Annotated in this window: 15 protein-coding genes and 1 pseudogene; 11 read left to right on the top strand and 5 right to left on the bottom strand. The window is 42.3% G+C overall.

The features are described 5' to 3' along the window. Nucleotides 1–7: 7 nt before the first annotated feature. Nucleotides 8–1225, bottom strand: coding sequence for a ParA family protein (locus L4C39_RS15635; RefSeq protein ID WP_113798658.1), 1218 nt, complete (start codon nt 1223–1225; stop codon nt 8–10). Between the two features lie 1438 nt (nt 1226–2663). Here L4C39_RS15635 and L4C39_RS15640 point away from each other — a divergent pair. Next, nucleotides 2664–4640 (top strand): replication initiator protein RctB domain-containing protein, encoded by a 1977-nt coding sequence (locus L4C39_RS15640; RefSeq protein ID WP_261889998.1) that lies wholly within the window; start codon nt 2664–2666, stop codon nt 4638–4640. Nucleotides 4641–4960: 320 nt separating this feature from the next. Here L4C39_RS15640 and L4C39_RS15645 read toward each other — a convergent pair whose 3' ends face one another. From L4C39_RS15645 to L4C39_RS15655, 3 genes are read right to left on the bottom strand one after another with little or no spacing between them, the layout of a single operon-like run. Continuing rightward, entirely contained in the window at nt 4961–5443 is a 483-nt protein-coding gene (locus L4C39_RS15645; RefSeq protein WP_113798662.1) for a transcriptional regulator, read from the bottom strand. Further along, entirely contained in the window at nt 5440–6372 is a 933-nt protein-coding gene (locus L4C39_RS15650) for an ATP-binding cassette domain-containing protein (RefSeq protein WP_429746794.1), read from the bottom strand. Before L4C39_RS15650 ends, L4C39_RS15645 begins: the two co-directional genes overlap by 4 nt. Nucleotides 6373–6381: 9 nt before the next feature. Next, complete coding sequence (locus L4C39_RS15655; RefSeq protein ID WP_113798666.1) at nt 6382–7206, bottom strand: ABC transporter ATP-binding protein; 825 nt, start codon at nt 7204–7206, stop codon at nt 6382–6384. Nucleotides 7207–7565: 359 nt separating this feature from the next. Between L4C39_RS15655 and L4C39_RS15660 the strand changes: the two genes are divergently transcribed. From L4C39_RS15660 to L4C39_RS15705, 10 genes and pseudogenes are all read left to right on the top strand, one after another. After that, nucleotides 7566–7763, top strand: a complete 198-nt coding sequence (locus L4C39_RS15660) for a PA3496 family putative envelope integrity protein (protein WP_113798668.1) — start codon at nt 7566–7568, stop codon at nt 7761–7763. Nucleotides 7764–8042: 279 nt separating this feature from the next. After that, the gene (locus L4C39_RS15665; RefSeq protein WP_017053874.1) at nt 8043–8252 is read left to right on the top strand and encodes a DUF3283 family protein; all 210 of its coding nucleotides are present in this window, start codon (nt 8043–8045) and stop codon (nt 8250–8252) included. Nucleotides 8253–8346: 94 nt separating this feature from the next. Continuing rightward, on the top strand, nt 8347–9063 hold the full coding sequence (locus L4C39_RS15670; RefSeq protein WP_113798670.1) for a YebC/PmpR family DNA-binding transcriptional regulator: 717 nt from the start codon (nt 8347–8349) through the stop codon (nt 9061–9063). A 336-nt stretch (nt 9064–9399) separates the two neighbouring features. Next, a complete protein-coding gene (locus L4C39_RS15675; protein ID WP_429746832.1) occupies nt 9400–10059 on the top strand; it encodes a hypothetical protein in 660 nt (219 codons plus the stop codon). Nucleotides 10060–10088: 29 nt separating this feature from the next. After that, nucleotides 10089–10745, top strand: a pseudogene (locus L4C39_RS15680) (ABC transporter ATP-binding protein); the annotation flags it as partial. Between the two features lie 98 nt (nt 10746–10843). Further along, nucleotides 10844–12187 (top strand): ABC transporter permease, encoded by a 1344-nt coding sequence (locus L4C39_RS15685; protein WP_429746797.1) that lies wholly within the window; start codon nt 10844–10846, stop codon nt 12185–12187. Beyond that, the gene (locus L4C39_RS15690) at nt 12180–12953 is read left to right on the top strand and encodes an outer membrane lipoprotein-sorting protein (RefSeq protein WP_429746799.1); all 774 of its coding nucleotides are present in this window, start codon (nt 12180–12182) and stop codon (nt 12951–12953) included. Before L4C39_RS15685 ends, L4C39_RS15690 begins: the two co-directional genes overlap by 8 nt. 73 nt (nt 12954–13026) lie before the next feature. Continuing rightward, a complete protein-coding gene (locus tag L4C39_RS15695; protein ID WP_429746834.1) occupies nt 13027–14337 on the top strand; it encodes a hypothetical protein in 1311 nt (436 codons plus the stop codon). Continuing rightward, on the top strand, nt 14337–15389 hold the full coding sequence (locus L4C39_RS15700) for a sensor histidine kinase (protein ID WP_371712376.1): 1053 nt from the start codon (nt 14337–14339) through the stop codon (nt 15387–15389). The genes L4C39_RS15695 and L4C39_RS15700 overlap by 1 nt, the downstream gene beginning before the upstream one ends. A 54-nt stretch (nt 15390–15443) precedes the next feature. Beyond that, nucleotides 15444–16247 carry a LytR/AlgR family response regulator transcription factor gene (locus L4C39_RS15705; RefSeq protein ID WP_371729808.1) on the top strand — a complete coding sequence of 268 codons (804 nt, stop codon included), beginning with the start codon at nt 15444–15446 and terminating at the stop codon, nt 16245–16247. 115 nt (nt 16248–16362) lie between these two features. Here the strand turns inward: L4C39_RS15705 and L4C39_RS15710 are convergent, their stop codons facing one another. After that, complete coding sequence (locus L4C39_RS15710; protein WP_429746836.1) at nt 16363–18270, bottom strand: bifunctional metallophosphatase/5'-nucleotidase; 1908 nt, start codon at nt 18268–18270, stop codon at nt 16363–16365. Nucleotides 18271–18494 lie beyond the last annotated feature (224 nt).

The following is an 18494-nucleotide window of genomic DNA, read 5'->3' on the forward strand; positions in this document are numbered from 1 at the left end:
ATTCTAATTACCCTTGATTCAATGACGACCAGTTACTATGCAATAAGCGTTCAATTTCTAATGCACTCTTTTGGACTGCGTCTTGAGCGGTCGCTAAGGTTTTCTTACCACCTTCAAAATCACTTGTCGTCAAATCAAAAACGGTGCTGTAAGTATCCGCGCAAGTTTCAAATGCTCGACTACGTGGAATCGTTGCCATCGTAACTTGATCACCCAACAAATAGTTCATTTCAGTCAGTACTGAAAGTTGCTTTTTATTATCATCTTCAAACATGGTAGGCATTAAACGAACGAACTCTAAGCCCTTCCAGTCATCAGGGAACATCTCGTATACCGTAGGTAGATGCTGGAAGAAGTTCACAGTTGATGCCCAATCCAGTCGTTTTGCCGCACATGGAATAAGCAGTGCATTAGAGGCATACATCGCATTCCAAACCAGCGGGTCAACGTGAGGACCGGTATCGATCATGATGACATCAAAATCGTCCGCAATCTTATCGATGAGTTTCTCTTTTAACAGACGAACAATATCTAGTGATTGATCTTGAGAAAGGTTCTGCCAAGCTTCAGCGTTAAACATCGCATCTTCAGGGAAAGCAGAAATCGTCTTCAAGTTCGGATATTGAGTTGGCAACAACACATTTTTGCGTAGGAATTCAGCATCAACATCGACACCTTCGGGAACATTATCCAGCATAATATCGACAGCAGAGTAGATATTCTCATGCTCAGAAGCACTAATTTGTGGATTCAAAAATAGACGTAAAGAGCCTTGTGGATCTAAATCGATAAGACAAATACGGTAACGTTTGTCTAAATTCAAAGACAAACACGCAGCAAGGTGAACGACGGTCATTGACTTGCCTGTCCCACCTTTCTGATTCTGAACATTAATAACCCAAGGCTTATTATTGCCATGTTTTTTACGCTGGTGGAATTTATCAACGCCAGCAGCATCCATTATCATGTGCGCTTCTTGCAGTGATATAGAGTAGTGATTGGCATTATTTTTCGTAAATTGATGCCCTTGAGCTTCTAATTTACTGATTGCATCATCCAATTTTCGACGAGTTAACCCAGAACGAGTCTCCATTAATGCCTTAGACATCGGAGGAAAACGATCATCACTACGCTCTTCTAGCACAATTTCAATGCGATCAGCTTGAACCTGTTGTGTTTGCTCGGCTAGCCTATAGAGATTTTCTATTGTTTGTTCTCTTTTCATTGCCAAATTCCGTTAAAAATACCTTGAACAAATTGTACAGCAAATTAAAAGCAAAACAACAAAAAGGTGAACATACATTTTTGAGCTTAATCACAATAAATATTAAACATTAACGTCAAATACTGTGAAATCTCACTATTTATGCACAAATTTACTAGGAGAACAAGCTCCAAAAACTCATAAAACGAAAGTGTTACAGCGTCACTCATTTACAGTGTAAAATATACAATCATCGGAACGATTACTTTTCCTTCACAACTTACGGCTAATGTATTTCTAACTTTTTTCACTTTAAGCATGAAAGAACCGCCAGCTAACAATATGTCGCACATTCAGTCATCGGCATAAGAAACTATCCTGGTGAATTTTCACACAAAAACACACAAGCTATAAAATATAGCATGTCACAAGCCTAATAAATTAATCATAAACCGCTTCGTTACTCGTAAAAATATCATCATTTTCATAATAAACAGACCAAAAAACCTAAAGATTACGACAAGAAATCTAAAAAAACAGCAACGTCATAGTCAGACAACGACAACTAAGATCAGCTTTAAACCGTGTAAATCCTGTCAAAAATTAGGAAGCATGATCATGAAAGCTTCCTTGATCATGCTTACGGGGGTTTAACGGCATTATCGAACGATGATCAAGGGAAATATTACCTAACACACACAGAACGTTGATCATATAACTTAATGATCAACATTCGGAACAATGATCACCATATAAATATACGGAAGCATGAGTTTCTGACCACAAACTACGGGCAAATGCAGATAGAATAAGGCTTCATGATAAATCGCCTCGATAATACGCACATCAACGTAGAGTTACCTCACCAGAAATCAATAGAATAAGTCCTTGATCATGCTTTCAATATAAAGACAAATATCAAGTTAACCAAAAATCAGAAATCCAAAGTCAAATTTGATGTAAACTTAACCAACTAGAATGGAAATCCCCTCCAATCCACTTATCATGATCATGTTTCCCAGGCATTTGAATCGGTTTTAATGAAAATTAGGGTCAATCGCGTTGGATAAGTAAAAAATATCTGTCGTGGATAAAAAAGATCTGTGGATAACATGTGTAGCGCAGATGATCATTGTTTCGAAATCACCTTGATCATTCTTTACTTGCTTTAATGATCATGCTTCTAGATTTAAGTGATCATCTTTTCACTGTTTAAATGATCATCGTTTCAATCATCTTATGATCATGCTTCTGAAGGCCATTTATTTTACCTCTTTATTTACAAAGGCTTACAAGCGAATCCACGTCCAGATCATTAGATCATATTATCAATATAATCATATTAATCAGAAAGATCAGTTATTTAAAAACAATAAATTTTTTCTTTATTTATGATCTATTTTTCTTTATTCTTTGGGAACTATAATGACATTACGGCTAGTGTGATACGGATCTAATCATGACCTCTGTGCAAAAAATTCTAATTAAAGCCCCGCGTAGCCATAAAGATGGTCACATGTTTGAAGTTTCTGAAGCTGCTGTTGATTGGATAGAACAATATCAACACTTCAAAGGAGTAACTAAAAGCATTATTGAATTGCTTAATTTGATCTCTTTAAGGAGTTTTACCAGCAAAGATGGTTATGTTTCAACAACAGACATTGTTGAAGCAACCGAAGGTCAACTAACAAGAGCAGCTTTACAGCAAAGATTAAGAGCAGCGGTGAATATCGGTTTATTCTCACAAACACCAGTTCGCTTCGAAGAGGGCCTTGCTGGTAAGACGATGTTACATAAATTTGTAAATCCAAATCAGTTGATTTCTGTTTTGGGTGCAACAAGCTTGATCACTGAATCTGCTAAATTTAACGAAAAACAGAAACGTTCTAAAGCACTAGCCCAAACGAAGGTGAACAAGCGTTTACTCAATGAACATGGGTTGAACACACCACCAAGCATGAAAGATGAGGCCGATCAATTTGTTGTATCTCCAACGAATTGGGCCGGAATCATAGATCAAGCACTTGCTCCGCCAAGAACTCGAAAAAGTTACCAGAAATCGATGGTATCGATCTCAGGCACTAGAGCTGTGATCGAAACAAGATCATCTAAAAACATTATGACCGTTGATGATCTTATGACGCTTTTCGCGTTGTTTACACTCACTGTTCAATATCACGATCATCATCAAGATGACTACCACCTTGATGCGAAACCGACGCCAAATAAAACGCCCCTGTATATTACTGATATTTTATCTCTTAGAGGTAAGAAGGATAGTGGTCCTGCACGTGATTCGATTCGAGACAGTATCGACAGAATTGAATTCACCGATTTTCAACTGCATGAACTCACTGGCCGATGGTTAAGTGAAAACATGCCAGAAGGCTTTAAGAGCGATCGTTTTAGATTTCTAGCTCGTACTATTACTGCATCAGAAGAAGCCCCTACAGAAGGCTCTGACGGCGAAATACGCATTAAACCGAACCTATATATCTTAGTTTGGGAGCCATCATTCTATGAAGAGCTAATGACTCGTGATTATTTCTTCCTATTTCCACCAGAAATCTTGAGACAACATACGCTTGTTTTCCAATTGTATTCGTACTTTAGGACTCGTATGGCACGTCGTCATACTGACAGTATGTTACTCAGCGAACTGAACCAAAAACTGGCTAGAAATATCGAATGGCGTCGTTTTTCAATGGATTTGATCCGTGAATTGAAAAGGCTGTCTGAAGGTAAAAAGTCAGATGATCTATTTGTCGTAAATTTGTGGGGTTACCACTTAACGATCGAGACGATCGAAGAAAAAGGCAAGCCAACAGATTATCAAGTCGATATCAAATGCGATGTGGAAGAAGTATTGCGTTATTCACGTGCTCGTACCACGAATGCAGGTAAGCGAAACATGGCGCCAACCCTGCCAAATCCGCTGCGGAATGAAATGGTGTCTAAACAGAAACTCGAAGAGCTTTCAGAGATCATTGATGGAGAGTTTGAACCAATTCAACGTAAATCGCCATCTCCACGTGGCAAACTTGGTCGTCGAGTTAAGCAAAGAAAACACTTGGTTGAAATCAACGCTGACGAAATTACGATCACACTCTCTAAATACACCTCTCCAGAGGCGCTAGAACGCAGCATAATGGCTTTAGCTGCGATGACAGGCCATTCACCTAACTCAATCAAAGATGAGTGTTCAGAGCTTATTGATAAGTTAGATTGGCTTCGCGTAGGAGAACAAGTTATTCCTTACGAAACATTGAGTAAGATGATTGAACTTTATAATGATCAAAGTGAAAACAAGCACCTCTCTATTGAACGCTTAATTTCTGGTTTGGCGGTTCGACGTAAAATTTGCAAGCAAGTCTTTGATGGACATTTAGATGAAGCCGTTTTCCGCGCATTGGATGAAGTGGCGATTGGTATTTGATGATAATCAGACATAACCTTGACGATGAACTGACATAGCCAATGTGATACTTGCTTATTATTTATCCCGAATAGACAACCTTTTGTCCTTTCTGATGAATTAATAGATTGGCTCATATTGTTACATTCATTCTGAATTGATTTTGCGAGTTCCTCGGAGCTCGCTTTTTTTTGCCCTAAATTCCATTCACCATTAAAAATCAAAATTTTACATTATTAGATGCCGAAGCATGATCAAGTTCAGATCATACTTTCAATGGATCTTGTTGTTTTAAGTGGACTGTCATTTTGATGAGTTGATATTGGATCTATAGGGGATGATCAGTGAATCTGATGTTTCACACTACCTTGATCATCGTTCTGAGACTGGCTTGTCATAAAGCGGACATGCGATTCGATCAATTTTTCGGACTCTTGTAACCAGCGCGACCCTTGCTGTTGATTCGCAAACTCCAAAGCGAGTACACACAAATGCTGTACTCTCTGCGTACACCACTCTTGTAAATCCGGCTCCGCTCTCGTGTCACAACATACCGCCTGAAGCTTGCTGTAAGCGAACATCAGATATTGGTAGGCTTTTTCTTGATGATGTGGATTTTGGTTTGAATTTCGGTAGAAAGTAAAGATACGCAGGCAGCCGTCTAACCAACATGCGATGCCTTTGCTTTGTTCATCCGTGATCAAAGGCCCCCAGAGTGCATCTGGAGGCGTTAAGATCAAAGGTTCTAACCATTCCACTTGATCATGCTTTCGGTTTTTGTACCAATCGCCGACGGGCTCTAACCAAGTGTCAAGTTCATTCATGCAACATTATCCCACTGTTTAACAAAGTGATTATCTGCGACTTGCTTAATTTCATGCTGTATTTCGCTGCTCTGTTTTCGAATACGATCTGCGTCTATGGAATAGTTTGGCTCATTTTTTACGAGTTCACCAAATGGCAGATCGGGATCTGGCACCGCAGAGATCAACAATTTCGTATATGGGTGTTGCGGGTTAGTTAAGATCGACTGGGTTGATCCCCATTCGACGATTTGTCCTTTATACATTACCGCGGTTTCTTCTGCTATGTAGTGTGCGGTCGTAAGGTCGTGAGTAATGTACAAGAAGCCTATCCCAAGCTCTTTCTTCATTTTTTGCATGAGATTGAGCACGCCAAGTCGAATTGAAACATCCAACATCGAGGTCGGTTCATCGGCAAGAATGACTTCAGCCCCAACCGCAAGCGCTCTGGCTAGGTTAACCCGCTGTCTTTGGCCGCCACTGAGTTCATGAGGGTATTTCGCGAGAGTTTCGACGGGTAACTCCACCAGCGTTAATAACTCTTTAAGGCGTTCTTCTAGAGCCGCTTTATTGGCGACTTGCTTATGAATCTTAAGCGGGCGCGTTAAGTGGTGCTCTATGGTGTGAGTAGGATTGAGTGAGCCAAATGGGTCTTGAAACACCATTTGCACACGGCTGCGGTAATCCAAGATGTCTTTGCGGCTGTTGAGTGTAGAAATGTCTTTGCCGTTGAATAGGATCCCTCCCTCAGTTGCAGGGTAAACCTTGGTCATCAGCCTCGCGCATGTGCTTTTCCCGCACCCAGACTCGCCAACCAGTGCCAACGTTCTTCCTGCATATAGGTCAAAGCTTACGCCGTGCAAGGCTCTGAATATTTCTTCTTTGCCAAATCCACCGCCGACAGTGAATTCTTTAACGAGGTTTTTTACTTGAAAAATAGGTTGTGACATAGAGCTCTCCTAGCAGGCTGTCGCGTGAGCATGTTCGTGAATATTAGGGAAAGAACTCCATAGTTTTTGGGTGTAGGAGTGCTGTGGATTGTTACGAATCTTATAGGCTTGGTTGACTTCAACGATTTGGCCGTGACGCATGATGGCAATGCGGTCGCATAGTTGACTCATTAATGCCAAGTCGTGGGTAATGAAGAGTATCGAGAAGCCAAACTCCTCTCTGAGTTGGTGTATCTGCTGTAAAATCTCACGCTGTACTACCACATCTAGAGCCGTTGTTGGCTCGTCCATGATGATCAGTTTAGGGTTAAGTGCGAGGGCAATGGCAATGACTAAACGTTGGCGCATTCCCCCACTGAATTGGTGAGGGTATTCGGTGAGTCGGTGGCGCGGAATGTTGACCAAGTCGAGTAACTTTTCTGCGCGATCTTTCGCTTGTTTATTGCCCATTCCTTTATGATGGCGCAGCACGTCGGCAAATTGTTCTTCAATGGTTAACACGGGATTGAGTGAATTCATCGCACTCTGGAACACCATAGCAATCTCGCTCCAACGTAAGGTATTCAATTGGTTGTCTGATAAGCTCAACAGATCCTGTCCGCCAAAGAGTATTTGGCCACCAGATATGAACGCGGGCGGCTTATGCAGACGGTTAATAGCAAACGCGATGGTACTTTTGCCACAGCCAGACTCTCCGGCTAGCCCAAAAATCTCACCCTGGCCAATGCTAAAGCTGACGGATTTGACCGCGTTGAAATCACCATCATCGGTGATGTAGTCGACGCATAAATTCTTCACTTCGAGAAGTGGTGTATCTGAATTTCCCACAGACATGATAAATACCCAGTTATGATATTGATAACCATTATCATTAGCATGTGTTGAATTTAGTGAAAGCGGTGAGCACAAAAATAATGAAGTAGCTCGAAATTTATCTTGAGTTGTTACACGAATTTTCAGCGGAGAAGAAGAATGGTGAGAGGGAAAATGAGAGTTGGATCAAACCACATTTCTTATGGGGAATCTTTTAAATGTAATTGCAGAAAATGCTTTTGGCAAAGTTTAAATGAGGCATTTATTAATTAGGTTTGTGAAGCGTCGGAATCATCACATTTCAGTACAGATTGTCTTAACAACGAAAACCACATTTGCTACAGATTACCTGTCCGCTACATGGTGCTTCGGAGGAAAACATGTCGATCAATTCAATCAACCATGACGAAATGACAAATATTGCAAATACGTGGGATATCACGGAAGAAGAAGTGAACCGTAAGCCTGAACGTCAACTAAAATCAGCGGAAGCTCGCAGACGCATTGAAGCGATGAGAGAGATTCGAGAAAGTGGTTTGAGTATGGATGAGGCGAGAGAATTAGGATTACTTCATTAATCAAATATAGAGATACCGCGTTGCAGTAAACGAGAATTCAAAAGGTGGCCGAGTCCACCTTTTTTGTTGCCTGAAGGAAAATGTATCAGCTTGATGCCGTGTAATGGTGCAATGATATTAAGATTCATTCTGCTGATTTGCTGTTCAATTGAGTGCGATTAGAATAAAAAGAAGTGGAAAAGGTGCGGTTTTCTTGCTGTTAATCGTATTTTCTACTCTGAAATCTTAATTGCTCTATGTTATATTTCCAGCCCAAATGTATTACTGAATGGGCTGCCTATGTCGATTAACCTGTCATTGCTTCCTCCCGATGAGAAAAATAAGATCGAGCTGGATAAACAGGCATCGTTTTTAGTTTGGAAATTAAAACAAGCTAAAGCGGGTCCTGAAGCAATCACCGAGCAAGCCAACAAAATTGTCGATGAGCAAGAAAAAGTATGGTTTGCGCAGTCTGTTGACAAATACAAGCGAGTAATGGGCGTCGCATAAGCGAAACGCTTTTTCTTCTGCATTAGTTGGAATTTAATGATCTAACTTTTTGCTAGAATCTGCCCTGTTAAATTGAATCAGAGAGAAGATCCCGATGGGAAGAAGTTTTGAAGTGCGCAAGGCCTCAATGGCGAAAACTGCAGGCGCAAAAATTAAAGTTTATTCTAAATACGGTAAAGAGATTTACGTACTGGCTAAGAATGGCAGTTCTGACCCGGACATGAACCTACCTCTTAAGCACCTAATCGCAAAAGCGAAGAAAGACCAAGTTCCAGCACACGTTATCGACAAAGCGATCGATAAAGCGAACGGTGGTGGTGGTGAAGACTTCCAGCCAGCTCGTTACGAAGGTTTCGGCCCTGGTGGCACAAGCGTAATCGTTGACTGCCTAACAGACAACGGTAACCGTACTTTCCAAGATGTTCGCCAATGTTTCGTTAAGACGGGTGCGAAAATCGGTGTTGAAGGTACTGTTTCTCACATGTTCGCTCACCAAGCTGTATTCCAGTTTGCTGGTGAAGATGATGAGATCATCCTAGAAACGCTAATGATGGAAGATGTAGACGTAACAGACGTTGAGCTAGAAGACGGTGTGATCACTGTATTCGCTCCAACGACTGAGTTCTTCAAAACGAAGACAGCACTAAACACTGCGTTTCCAGACCTAACACTAGATGTTGAGGAAATCACTTTCGTTCCTCAAACTACAGCGCCGGTTGCTGAAGAAGATTCTGAGAAGTTCCAAAAATTCTTAGACATGCTAGACGACTGTGATGACGTTCAGCAGGTTTACCATAACGCTGAGCTGTAATAACGCATCTCTATTTTAGCCGAGCAATTTGCTCGGCTTTTTTGTGTTTCACTTTCACCTTGATCATGCTTCTGTCTGAATACCTTCGTTGAGATCGTCAAGCTGCATATGTGGCAGAGCCATCAGGGGTAATATAAAGGGTGGGGCGTATTTACTTCCCTAGAATCCCATTCGCGCTTAGTACAATCCGTTCATCCTCATTTATTGCCATTCGTCGCACTGTACTGCGGCATTCCATTTTTGTCGGTAACCTTTCAACATCAATATTTGAAAGGGACTGCAATCATGGCCAATCACATCAATTTATCATCTTCAATTTTTTCACCATTTAGAAATATGGCTCGCCGAATACTGACAGCAGCCGTTATTGGTGCAAGTTGCTTCGTATTGTTAGGAAGTAACCTTGCGAAGGCGAACCCACCAGCGGAATTAATCAACTTATATAACCAAGCAGCACAAGGGGATGAAGAAAAAGTTGAGCAAGTACACCAGCAACTGAACTCGCTGATTAAACAGCAAGGCGCGACACCACTCAATTTGGTCTATTTAGGCAGCACTGAAACATTACAAGGACGGGATGCATTCTTACCTTGGAATAAAATGAAATACGTTGAGAAAGGGCTCGCAACGATAAATAAGGGACTTACCTTACTCGATAGTCAACTTATCCCTCTTGTGCAGCAAGAACGTATTCAGGGGATTCCTGAGAGCTATCTGACTCGCGCAATGGCAGCGGTTACTTACTCCTCTTTACCAGACATGTTTAATCATTTTGAACGCGGTTACGATCTTTATTTAGCACTACTGATGGAGCCTCAATTTGAGCAACAACCTTTTGCGGCAACGGCATGGATCTATCGTTATGCGATTCAAGCATCATTAAGAGCAAATGATCTGGATCAAGCACAAAAGTGGATGGCACTGATGGAGTCTAAGGATCCTCAGAATTTAGAAACTGAGACTGCAAGAGCACTCGTCGGTCAAAGTCGTGGTTAAGGGTCATTGGCATATATTGGGAGTTAACTATGATTCAATTTAATCAAATTGCGAAAAAGTACCAACTAGGCAGGCAGTCAGTTCCGGCATTGCAATGCGTTGATGGGCTCATTGAGCAAGGTGAGATGGTTGCACTGTGTGGACCATCTGGATCAGGCAAGAGCACGCTGCTGAATATCCTAGGTTTGCTGGATATGGAATACCAAGGAGAGCTCTCTCTAAACGGGATCGATTACCCGAAAGAGCGTTTAGCCGCCGCCAAGATCCGCCGTCATAATTTCGGTTTTGTCTTTCAAAAATTCAACTTAATACCCGTAATGACAGCGTTGGAAAATGTCGCTTATCCCTTGCATCTGAATGGTGTGAATAAGCTACAGCAAGATGAACAGGCGAAGTTGATGTTAGAAAAGGTAGGGCTTGGGGAATTCATCCACCATCGTCCAGATAACTTATCTGGAGGGCAGCAGCAGCGAGTGGCGATTGCCCGCGCATTGGTTCATAAACCTGCTTTAGTGATCGCCGATGAACCGACAGCAAGCTTAGATAGCCAAACCGCGAATTTGATCATCGATATTATGAAGACCTTATGCCATGAAATGGGCACCACATTCATTGTCGCTACTCATGATCCTCGTATGGCGCAACGCTGCGATAGAAGTATTGAATTGCTGGATGGAAGGATTAATCATGGAGAGTCATCACTGATGAGTCACCAATCATTGAACGCTCAGAGCGTCGAGCGTCAGTTAGATCAACATCAAGTGAATGTAATGGAGGGGATGTTATGAGTCAATCAACGGATTCTGAACGGACAAAAACCATTAATGTTGCTCCGAAGAGGATCAAATTACTCCCTACCTCTTTAAGACTTGCATGGCTCAATTTACGCAGGAATAGTCGTCGTAGCCTTTTATCCGTGTTGATCATCGCGATTGCTGTGTTTGCTCTTACTAGTGCTGGTGGCTTTGGTTTGTATACCTACGAATCTTTGCAAGAATCTACCGCGAGAGACACAGGTCATTTAACCTTGAGTCTACCGGGTTATTTTGAACAAGATGAAGAGATGCCATTGAGTAATGGCTTGGAGAATACGCAAGCCTTAATCAGACATATCATCGGCGATGAAGCGGTTCGCGGTGTTCAACCTCGGGTCTATTTTAGTGGCTTAGTCTCGAATGGCACCAAGTCGACCATCTTTATGGGAACCGGCGTGAACGAGCGTGAGTTTGATATGAAAGGGCCGTTTTTGGATATGAGAGAGGGAAGCACGCTCTCTGATGTGAATTCGAGTCGTTATGATGCAGCAGAACCTGAAGTGATGCTTGGTGTTGATTTAGCGCGTAATTTAAAAGTGTCGATTGGGGATTGGGTAACACTGCTCGCGACCACCAGCGATGGGGCGTTGAATGCGTTCGATTTTAAAGTCCGTGGTGTCTACTCTACTGGCGTGCCTGATCTCGATAAGCGCCAGTTGTATGTGCATATTACGAGTGCGCAAGAGCTTTTAGCATCAGAAAAGGTCAGCACTCTGTCTGTGTTCTTATTTGAAACTTCTCAAACAGCAGCCGTACAAGCACGTTTAGATGCTCAATTAAATAACTTAAAAGAGAGATCTCAGGAGCAAGGAGACATCGCTTTGAGTCAAGAACTTGAGATCACCCCTTGGCAAGATCGCGCTTTTTTCTATAAGAAAGTGAAAGATCTTTATGACCGTATTTTTGGGATCATGGGAGCGGTGATGGCGTTAGTCGTTTTTGTTGCACTGTTCAACACCATGACCATGTCCGTAACCGAAAGAACCCGTGAAATAGGTACGCTTTCGGCTCTAGGAAGTTACCCATCAGAAATTGTGCGTGGTTTTTTACGCGAGGCGGGATTACTGGCCTTAATCGGCAGTGTGGTTGGCGCAATATCAACGGCCGCAGTGAGTGTTATTTTGCTGGTGGTCGATGTTCAAATGCCGCCACCACCGGGAAGAACGGAAGGCTACCCACTGAATATTTACTTCTCCTATGAACTTGTGCTGATGGCAACCGTAGGGGTGATGGCCATTTGTATTATTGCGGCATTTTTGTCAGCAAGAAAAGGAGTCAATAAACCTATCACGGAGGCGTTAACTTATGTTTAATTATTCATCTGTACTACTGATGAGTACGCTACTGATTTCTGGACATGCACTGGCAGCGTCAACGCCAGACAAGCAAGCTGTCACGACTATGATCGCGAATGCTGATCAGTATCGAATTCAGCCTGGCGCGTCTAAAGTGATCTCTTTTGTCAGCCTTTATAAACATGACGAGCTTGATAGTACTCGCCAGTACAATGTCTATACGCGACCAAACCGAGAGTCTCTGGTGGTATTTAAATCGCCAGTAGAAGCGGGGCAAAAAATGCTGATGAAAGAGGACAATTACTGGCTTCTCATGCCGAAAAGTCGTCGCCCAATTCGGATTACACCCATGCAAAAATTGCTTGGAGAAGCCTCTGTCGGAGATATTTCTACGCTAACGTGGAGTGAAGATTATCAAGGTGAGTGGGTCAATGCAGAGCAAATAAAAACAGGTTCAGGACAAGAAGTGAGCGCACACCAACTCAAACTTACCGCCATCACTAAAGGGGCAAGCTATCAAGTGATTACTCTTTGGTTAAGCGCGGAACGTGATTTTCCAATCAAGGCTGATCTGTACTTGAGATCGGGAAAAATGGCGAAGCAAGCATGGTTTAAGAAAGGGTTACGTGATGGGTTAACCAGCGTGGTCGCGATGACCTTACTCGATAAGATCCAACCGAGTAAAAAAACGGTCATTGAGTACCAAGATATCTCAGTTCAGAGCCTTGATGATAAGTATTACAACCCCGCCTATTTATCTCGTAATAGTGTATCGGATCTATAGCGAATTAAGTGTAAGGAGTAGGGACTTGAATTCATGTTTTTATCTATTAGGGCGAAATTTAACCTGTGCTTTGATGCTGTTCAGTTCAGGGGTGAGTGCTAACGATTCAGAGCTTAACTTTGATTGGGATTGGCAAGTGAGTGCTGAAAGCGTTCAGTCTCGGGATTCCATTTTTTTACAGGGACTTATTGATCACCAAGATACGCTATCGACAGCTGTACAGACAGGTAAGCATCAAAGCCTCAATGCCATGCTAGATGTTGAAGCGACGTACCAGCAATGGTTGGGGTTATTTGCAATCAAGGCAACGGATATTTATGCCCACTCGAATGATTCAAGAATCGAAACCAATGATATTGACGCTGAGTTCGTGGTGCGAGAGCTATTTTGGCAAGGTGAACTCTCATTAGATTCTATTGGGCTGAGTGAACAGTACGCAGATATCACGCTTGGGAAAATTCGTCTCGATTGGGGGGTTGGCTACGGTTATCGGCCACTTGATGTGTTCAAACCTTACCGTCGAAACCCGGTTGGTATTGTCGCTGAAGAGGGCACGGGAGTCGCTTCTGTCTCTTTGTTCGATGCGACAGGTGAATGGACTCTGTTATATACCGATTCATCTTGGTCTTCTCAACCAACCAATGATATTGAGCGTCAATCGCAGCAGCAAGGCGTTGGGGTCCGTCGATACGCGATGTTGGATGAAACCGAGTATCAGTGGCTCGCGTATTATGATGATGTTCGTCACGGCTTGCTGGGGGCTAGTGTTGTATCGGTACTCAGTTTGGCTTGGGAGTTTCACGGTTCGCTGGTTTATCAGCGTGATAGTTTAGGGTACAGCCAACCTGAATCATTGACTCAGTCAGTATATTTGGATCAACAAGGGGAAGCCGTGCAAGCCTTAGTGGGGTTGACTTGGGCAAATGAGGTCGGCAATAGTGTTGTTTTGGAATATTGGTACGATAGTCGAGCATGGAGTCATTCTGATTGGCAAAAGGCAATGAATAAAGCAAACATACTGAATCAGAGTCCTTTAACCGCGCCAATTAGTGCCTCTTATACCCAAGCGTATCAACAGGCGAATTTGGTCCAGCACAATGTCATGTTTCACTGGACACTTGATTCTTCGGCGTGGTCACAGTGGGAGTGGAGCCAAGGTTATAACTGGTTGCAAGATGTGACTCCTACATTTGATCTACTTTATTCTCCGCAAGATACGGGTTTTATCGCCACACAATGGTTGAACGTTGGTTTGATGGATACGGGGGAGGCATCGGTTGATTTGGAACTTGCAGCACGCTTCTTAAATGGAAAGTCGAGTTCTGCTTACGCTAACTTGCCAGATAAACATATGATTCTACTTAATCTAAAAGGACGATTTTAATGATCAACGCTAAAGTGGATAGAGAATCAAGTGGCCAAACATGGCTAAGAACGGCACTATTCACAACACTATTTTGTGTCGTGATAGCGTTTGCAACTCAATCGGTATGGGGAGGCTTAATTTATCAGCACTTGATGATCAGTTGTGGCTTTGGCTATAGTGCCATTTTTTCAGCTAAGTTTATTGATGTTGTTTTCCCTGCATTACCTCGTCGCATCGAAGTGATCTGCTCTCTGGGTTTTTCTATGCTTTTTGGTACTTGGAATGCTCAGTACTGGATTCAGGATGTCATCGGCTCAGAAACTGGACTTGCTCAGTTGAGACCCGTTGTATTTTTAGGTTTCATTTTCACCATCGTCTGTTTTTATTATTTTTACACCAAAGAACAGCAGTTGGTTGCTGAGCGCGAACTCGAAGCGATGAAAAGGAAACAGTCAGAACAAGAAAAAGCATTAGTGATCAGCCAGCTAAAGCAGTTACAAAGCCAGATTGAACCGCACTTTTTGTTTAATACATTAGCAACCATTAGTGTCTTAATTGAAACGGACAGCGATAAAGCTAAATTGATGCTGCAAAAACTGACAGAGTTGCTCCGCGCTACGCTCAATAGCACTCGCCACCAGCAGACGACTATCGAGCAAGAAGTGGCATTGGTACAAGCGTATTTAGAGATTCAACAAGTTAGGCTAGGGCAACGTTTAACGTTTTCTATTCAAACAGAAACCGTAGATGTAAGCCGATCCTTACCTCCACTTCTAATCCAGCCTCTAGTGGAAAATGCATTAACTCATGGTATTGAGCCTCTGGCGCAAGGGGGAAATATCGCGCTTGAGATCCGTCAATCTGATGATCAGATAATGATTACTGTGAGTGACAACGGGGCAGGGTTCAATCCTAATCTGAAGACCTCGGGTAGTGGGGTAGGTCTAGACAATATTCGTCAGCGTATTACGACCTTATTTGGAGAACAAGCTTCAATGAGTGTAAAAGAACAAAGCTCAGGAGGCGTGAGCGCAATATTAGTACTTCCCTGTGATAAGTTAGATGGTTAGCCCACACTTTTAATTACCCAATCACACCATTCGGTTGCTAAGGAAAAAGCAAACATGCCACAATTTTATACCGCGATTATTGCTGATGATGAAGCTTTGCTTAGGCATCACTTAAATAAGACACTTGCTGAAACGTGGCCTGAACTGAATATTGTTGCCAGTGCTGAAAATGGTAGAGAGGCATGGCGTCAGATAGAGGATCATCAACCTGATGTGGTTTTCCTTGATATTCGTATGCCAGAGCTTGATGGCATTGCGCTTGCCGAAAAACTTCAGAAGATGCCTCAGTCCCCGCTGGTGGTGTTTGTTACCGCTTATGATGAATATGCGGTTAAAGCTTTTGAACAGTGTGCCGTGGATTACCTACTCAAGCCTTTATCAGAATCAAGACTGATCGCCACCTGTGAAAAACTAAAGTCACGTTTGTCGGAGATTCAATCGGCAAAAGAGCCACCAGCCGATAATTCCGATCTCTCCGCTTTGATGACTCAATTACAGCAACTTTCAACCCCGGCAGTGCCTGAATATCTAACGTGGATTAAAGCGAACGCGGGAGATGATTTACATCTGATCTCAATCTCTGATGTGTTGTATTTCAAAGCAGAAGATAAGTACGTTTCTGTGTTCAAGCGAGAAGCGGATCAACAATGCCAAGAGTTCATTATTCGAACTTCCTTAAAAGAGCTATTACAACAGTTAGATCCTCATCAGTTTTGGCAAATTCACCGCTCGACAGTCGTGAATGTTGCTGCGATTGATAAAGTGAAAAAAGATTTAGCAGGCAGAATGAATGTGGTTATTGCTGGAAAAAAACTTCCGGTCAGTCGCGCATCTCAAGGGTTATTTAAAGGGATGTGACTGGCGATATTTTCATATCGACATTTAACGTTTGCTCCTCGACAGGTATCAGAAATGAAAGCGCCTCTTCTATATGACTAAAAGAGGCGTCTAAACCATTAAAGCGAAAGAATAGTTACTTATTCAGTGCGCTTGCTATAGCAATATCACGTTGAATGTTCAGTTTTTCACTCTCTGATTCAGCGTTTGATAGCTTCTGTTTCATCTGAGTCAGATATTGGTCCAACTCACCTGAAGTAGCGAAAAGCTTATCTTTCACATTAATCGATGAGATGTTTGTGTAGCGGCCATCATCACTGGTTGGAACTGAAATAGTGCCATCATTAATCAATGCTTTTACCACTTCGCGCTGTTGCTCAAAACCGTTTAAACCACTCAGTGACCAGCGTTTCATTGGCTTACCTTGGTACTGGCCGTTTTTAACTTCAGTTAGGTAACGGATCGTTAAATTACGGATAGTGCCTTCGTCTTCACCGTATTCGACTTCAGTGTCAAAGATAACTGGGAATTTTTGGCCTTCTAATACACCACCAGACTTGGTTAGGTGCCCCATGCGATAGCTGTTCATCCCAAGACGAATTGGAGTCGCCTCAGTAATCATATTGCCATCTGAGAATTTAAGATCAGTAATTCGCTTGCCTGCCGGTTGAGTAAGGTCAATGGTGTAAGTCACTCCAGCAAAAAAATCATTGGTCGAGTATTTGGAAGCGCGTCGCTTTGGATTAAAACTATAAGTGATATCGCCTTCTTTTACGCTATTGAAATACCCTGCTGACCACTCCATGTAGGTTTTGAGTGCTTTGCCCGTCATTTCGTAAACTGTGATCTCGCCACCAGCATATTGATAGTTGTAAGCGATATCTTTCGCTTTAATTGCACCTACATCTAACTCTGCACGATCATTGTCGATTTGAAGTGCGATGACATTTGCTTTTGGCGCATAGTACATACTGGCTTCTTGGAAGAGAGCACTAACGCCAGTGTCTTGAATGTGAACTTGAGGAATGCCTTTGATTTCATTTTCAGGAACAAGATCAACTCCTGTTAGCTGTGCGACAACACGATTTGCATTCTCACGTAAACGCTTGTGATAAGGAGAGTACAGAGATTCCATTTTAGGATCTGATTCAATCCCTTTTATCTTATAGGTGAAGCTGTCTTTATTGACGAGCGTATATTGGCCGCCTTTCTCTTCAAACTGAAGGTCAATTCTTGAAAGCGCACGACCATATTTATCTGGTTCCGTTACGATTACGCCATTCACTACTTCTTTATCAATGCGCGTATGCATGTGTCCAGCCACAATCGCATCGAGTTCCGGATTAGCATTGGCAATATCACGGACGCCTGTTGCTTCAATATTGTTCTCATTGTCTAAGCCCATGTGGGCAACGAGAACAATCGCATCGACTTGTTCATCAATCTGTTTGATGACTTTTTTTACTTCCAATGAAGGATTGGTGAACGTCATACCTTCAAGTCGGTTCGTTCCTTCTGCAAACACCTGAGTCATCGGAGTATCCATACCGATAACGCCAATTTTAATACCTTGTTTTTCGATGATTTTATAAGAAGGTAAGAACGGGTTACCATCAGCTCGCTCAATATTTCCTGCAAGTGCTGTACCTTCAAATTGAGAAAGAGATCGGTTGAAAACTTTTAAGCCGAAATCGAATTCATGATTACCTAACACCCAGACGTCATAATCCATTTCATTAAAGCCAAGCATCATAGGATCGACGGGTTCATCTTTAAATGTCTCCACAAAGTTGCCTTGGATAGTGTCGCCAGCATCAACAAGAATGACATTATCTTGGTCGTTACGAATCGCTTTCACTTTGGTTGCAATTTGGCTCAAGCTGCCACGCATGTTTTGTTTATCTGCGGCATAGTCCCACGGCATGAAGTGTCCGTGAATATCAGAAGTACCTAAAATGGTGACATCGACCATATCGCCATCGGCTGCAAAAGTTTGGCCTGCAAGAGAAAGGAGAATGGCTGACGCTAAAAAGTGTTTTTTAATCATAGGGATCACTGCTTATTTTTATCGGAATTAGAGTTGGCAAATGATAATTCTAATTAAAGATAATTGAGTCGACGGTGGTCTCTTTTTTTATGCAACGGGATGTCTTTCATTGCAAGTTTGTGAGAGTAATCGCAAACAAAACAGATATTGAATACTCGTTTATTAATTAACCTAATTACAATTTAGTGGATAAAATTCACCTGAGAATTACATCGAACTCT

The sequence above is a fragment of the Vibrio clamense genome, assembly GCF_050337905.1.
Classification (GTDB): domain Bacteria; phylum Pseudomonadota; class Gammaproteobacteria; order Enterobacterales; family Vibrionaceae; genus Vibrio; species Vibrio cortegadensis.

Bases quoted from the DNA above. Each gene is read 5' to 3' on its own strand.
- L4C39_RS15635 (WP_113798658.1), bottom strand. From the start codon at position 1,225: ATGAAAAGAGAACAAACAATAGAAAATCTCTATAGGCTAGCCGAGCAA.
- L4C39_RS15640 (WP_261889998.1), top strand. From the start codon at position 2,664: ATGACCTCTGTGCAAAAAATTCTAATTAAAGCCCCGCGTAGCCATAAA.
- L4C39_RS15645 (WP_113798662.1), bottom strand. From the start codon at position 5,443: ATGAATGAACTTGACACTTGGTTAGAGCCCGTCGGCGATTGGTACAAA.
- L4C39_RS15650 (WP_429746794.1), bottom strand. From the start codon at position 6,372: ATGTCACAACCTATTTTTCAAGTAAAAAACCTCGTTAAAGAATTCACT.
- L4C39_RS15655 (WP_113798666.1), bottom strand. From the start codon at position 7,206: ATGTCTGTGGGAAATTCAGATACACCACTTCTCGAAGTGAAGAATTTA.
- L4C39_RS15660 (WP_113798668.1), top strand. From the start codon at position 7,566: ATGTCGATCAATTCAATCAACCATGACGAAATGACAAATATTGCAAAT.
- L4C39_RS15665 (WP_017053874.1), top strand. From the start codon at position 8,043: ATGTCGATTAACCTGTCATTGCTTCCTCCCGATGAGAAAAATAAGATC.
- L4C39_RS15670 (WP_113798670.1), top strand. From the start codon at position 8,347: ATGGGAAGAAGTTTTGAAGTGCGCAAGGCCTCAATGGCGAAAACTGCA.
- L4C39_RS15675 (WP_429746832.1), top strand. From the start codon at position 9,400: ATGGCTCGCCGAATACTGACAGCAGCCGTTATTGGTGCAAGTTGCTTC.
- L4C39_RS15685 (WP_429746797.1), top strand. From the start codon at position 10,844: ATGAGTCAATCAACGGATTCTGAACGGACAAAAACCATTAATGTTGCT.
- L4C39_RS15690 (WP_429746799.1), top strand. From the start codon at position 12,180: ATGTTTAATTATTCATCTGTACTACTGATGAGTACGCTACTGATTTCT.
- L4C39_RS15695 (WP_429746834.1), top strand. From the start codon at position 13,027: ATGCTGTTCAGTTCAGGGGTGAGTGCTAACGATTCAGAGCTTAACTTT.
- L4C39_RS15700 (WP_371712376.1), top strand. From the start codon at position 14,337: ATGATCAACGCTAAAGTGGATAGAGAATCAAGTGGCCAAACATGGCTA.
- L4C39_RS15705 (WP_371729808.1), top strand. From the start codon at position 15,444: ATGCCACAATTTTATACCGCGATTATTGCTGATGATGAAGCTTTGCTT.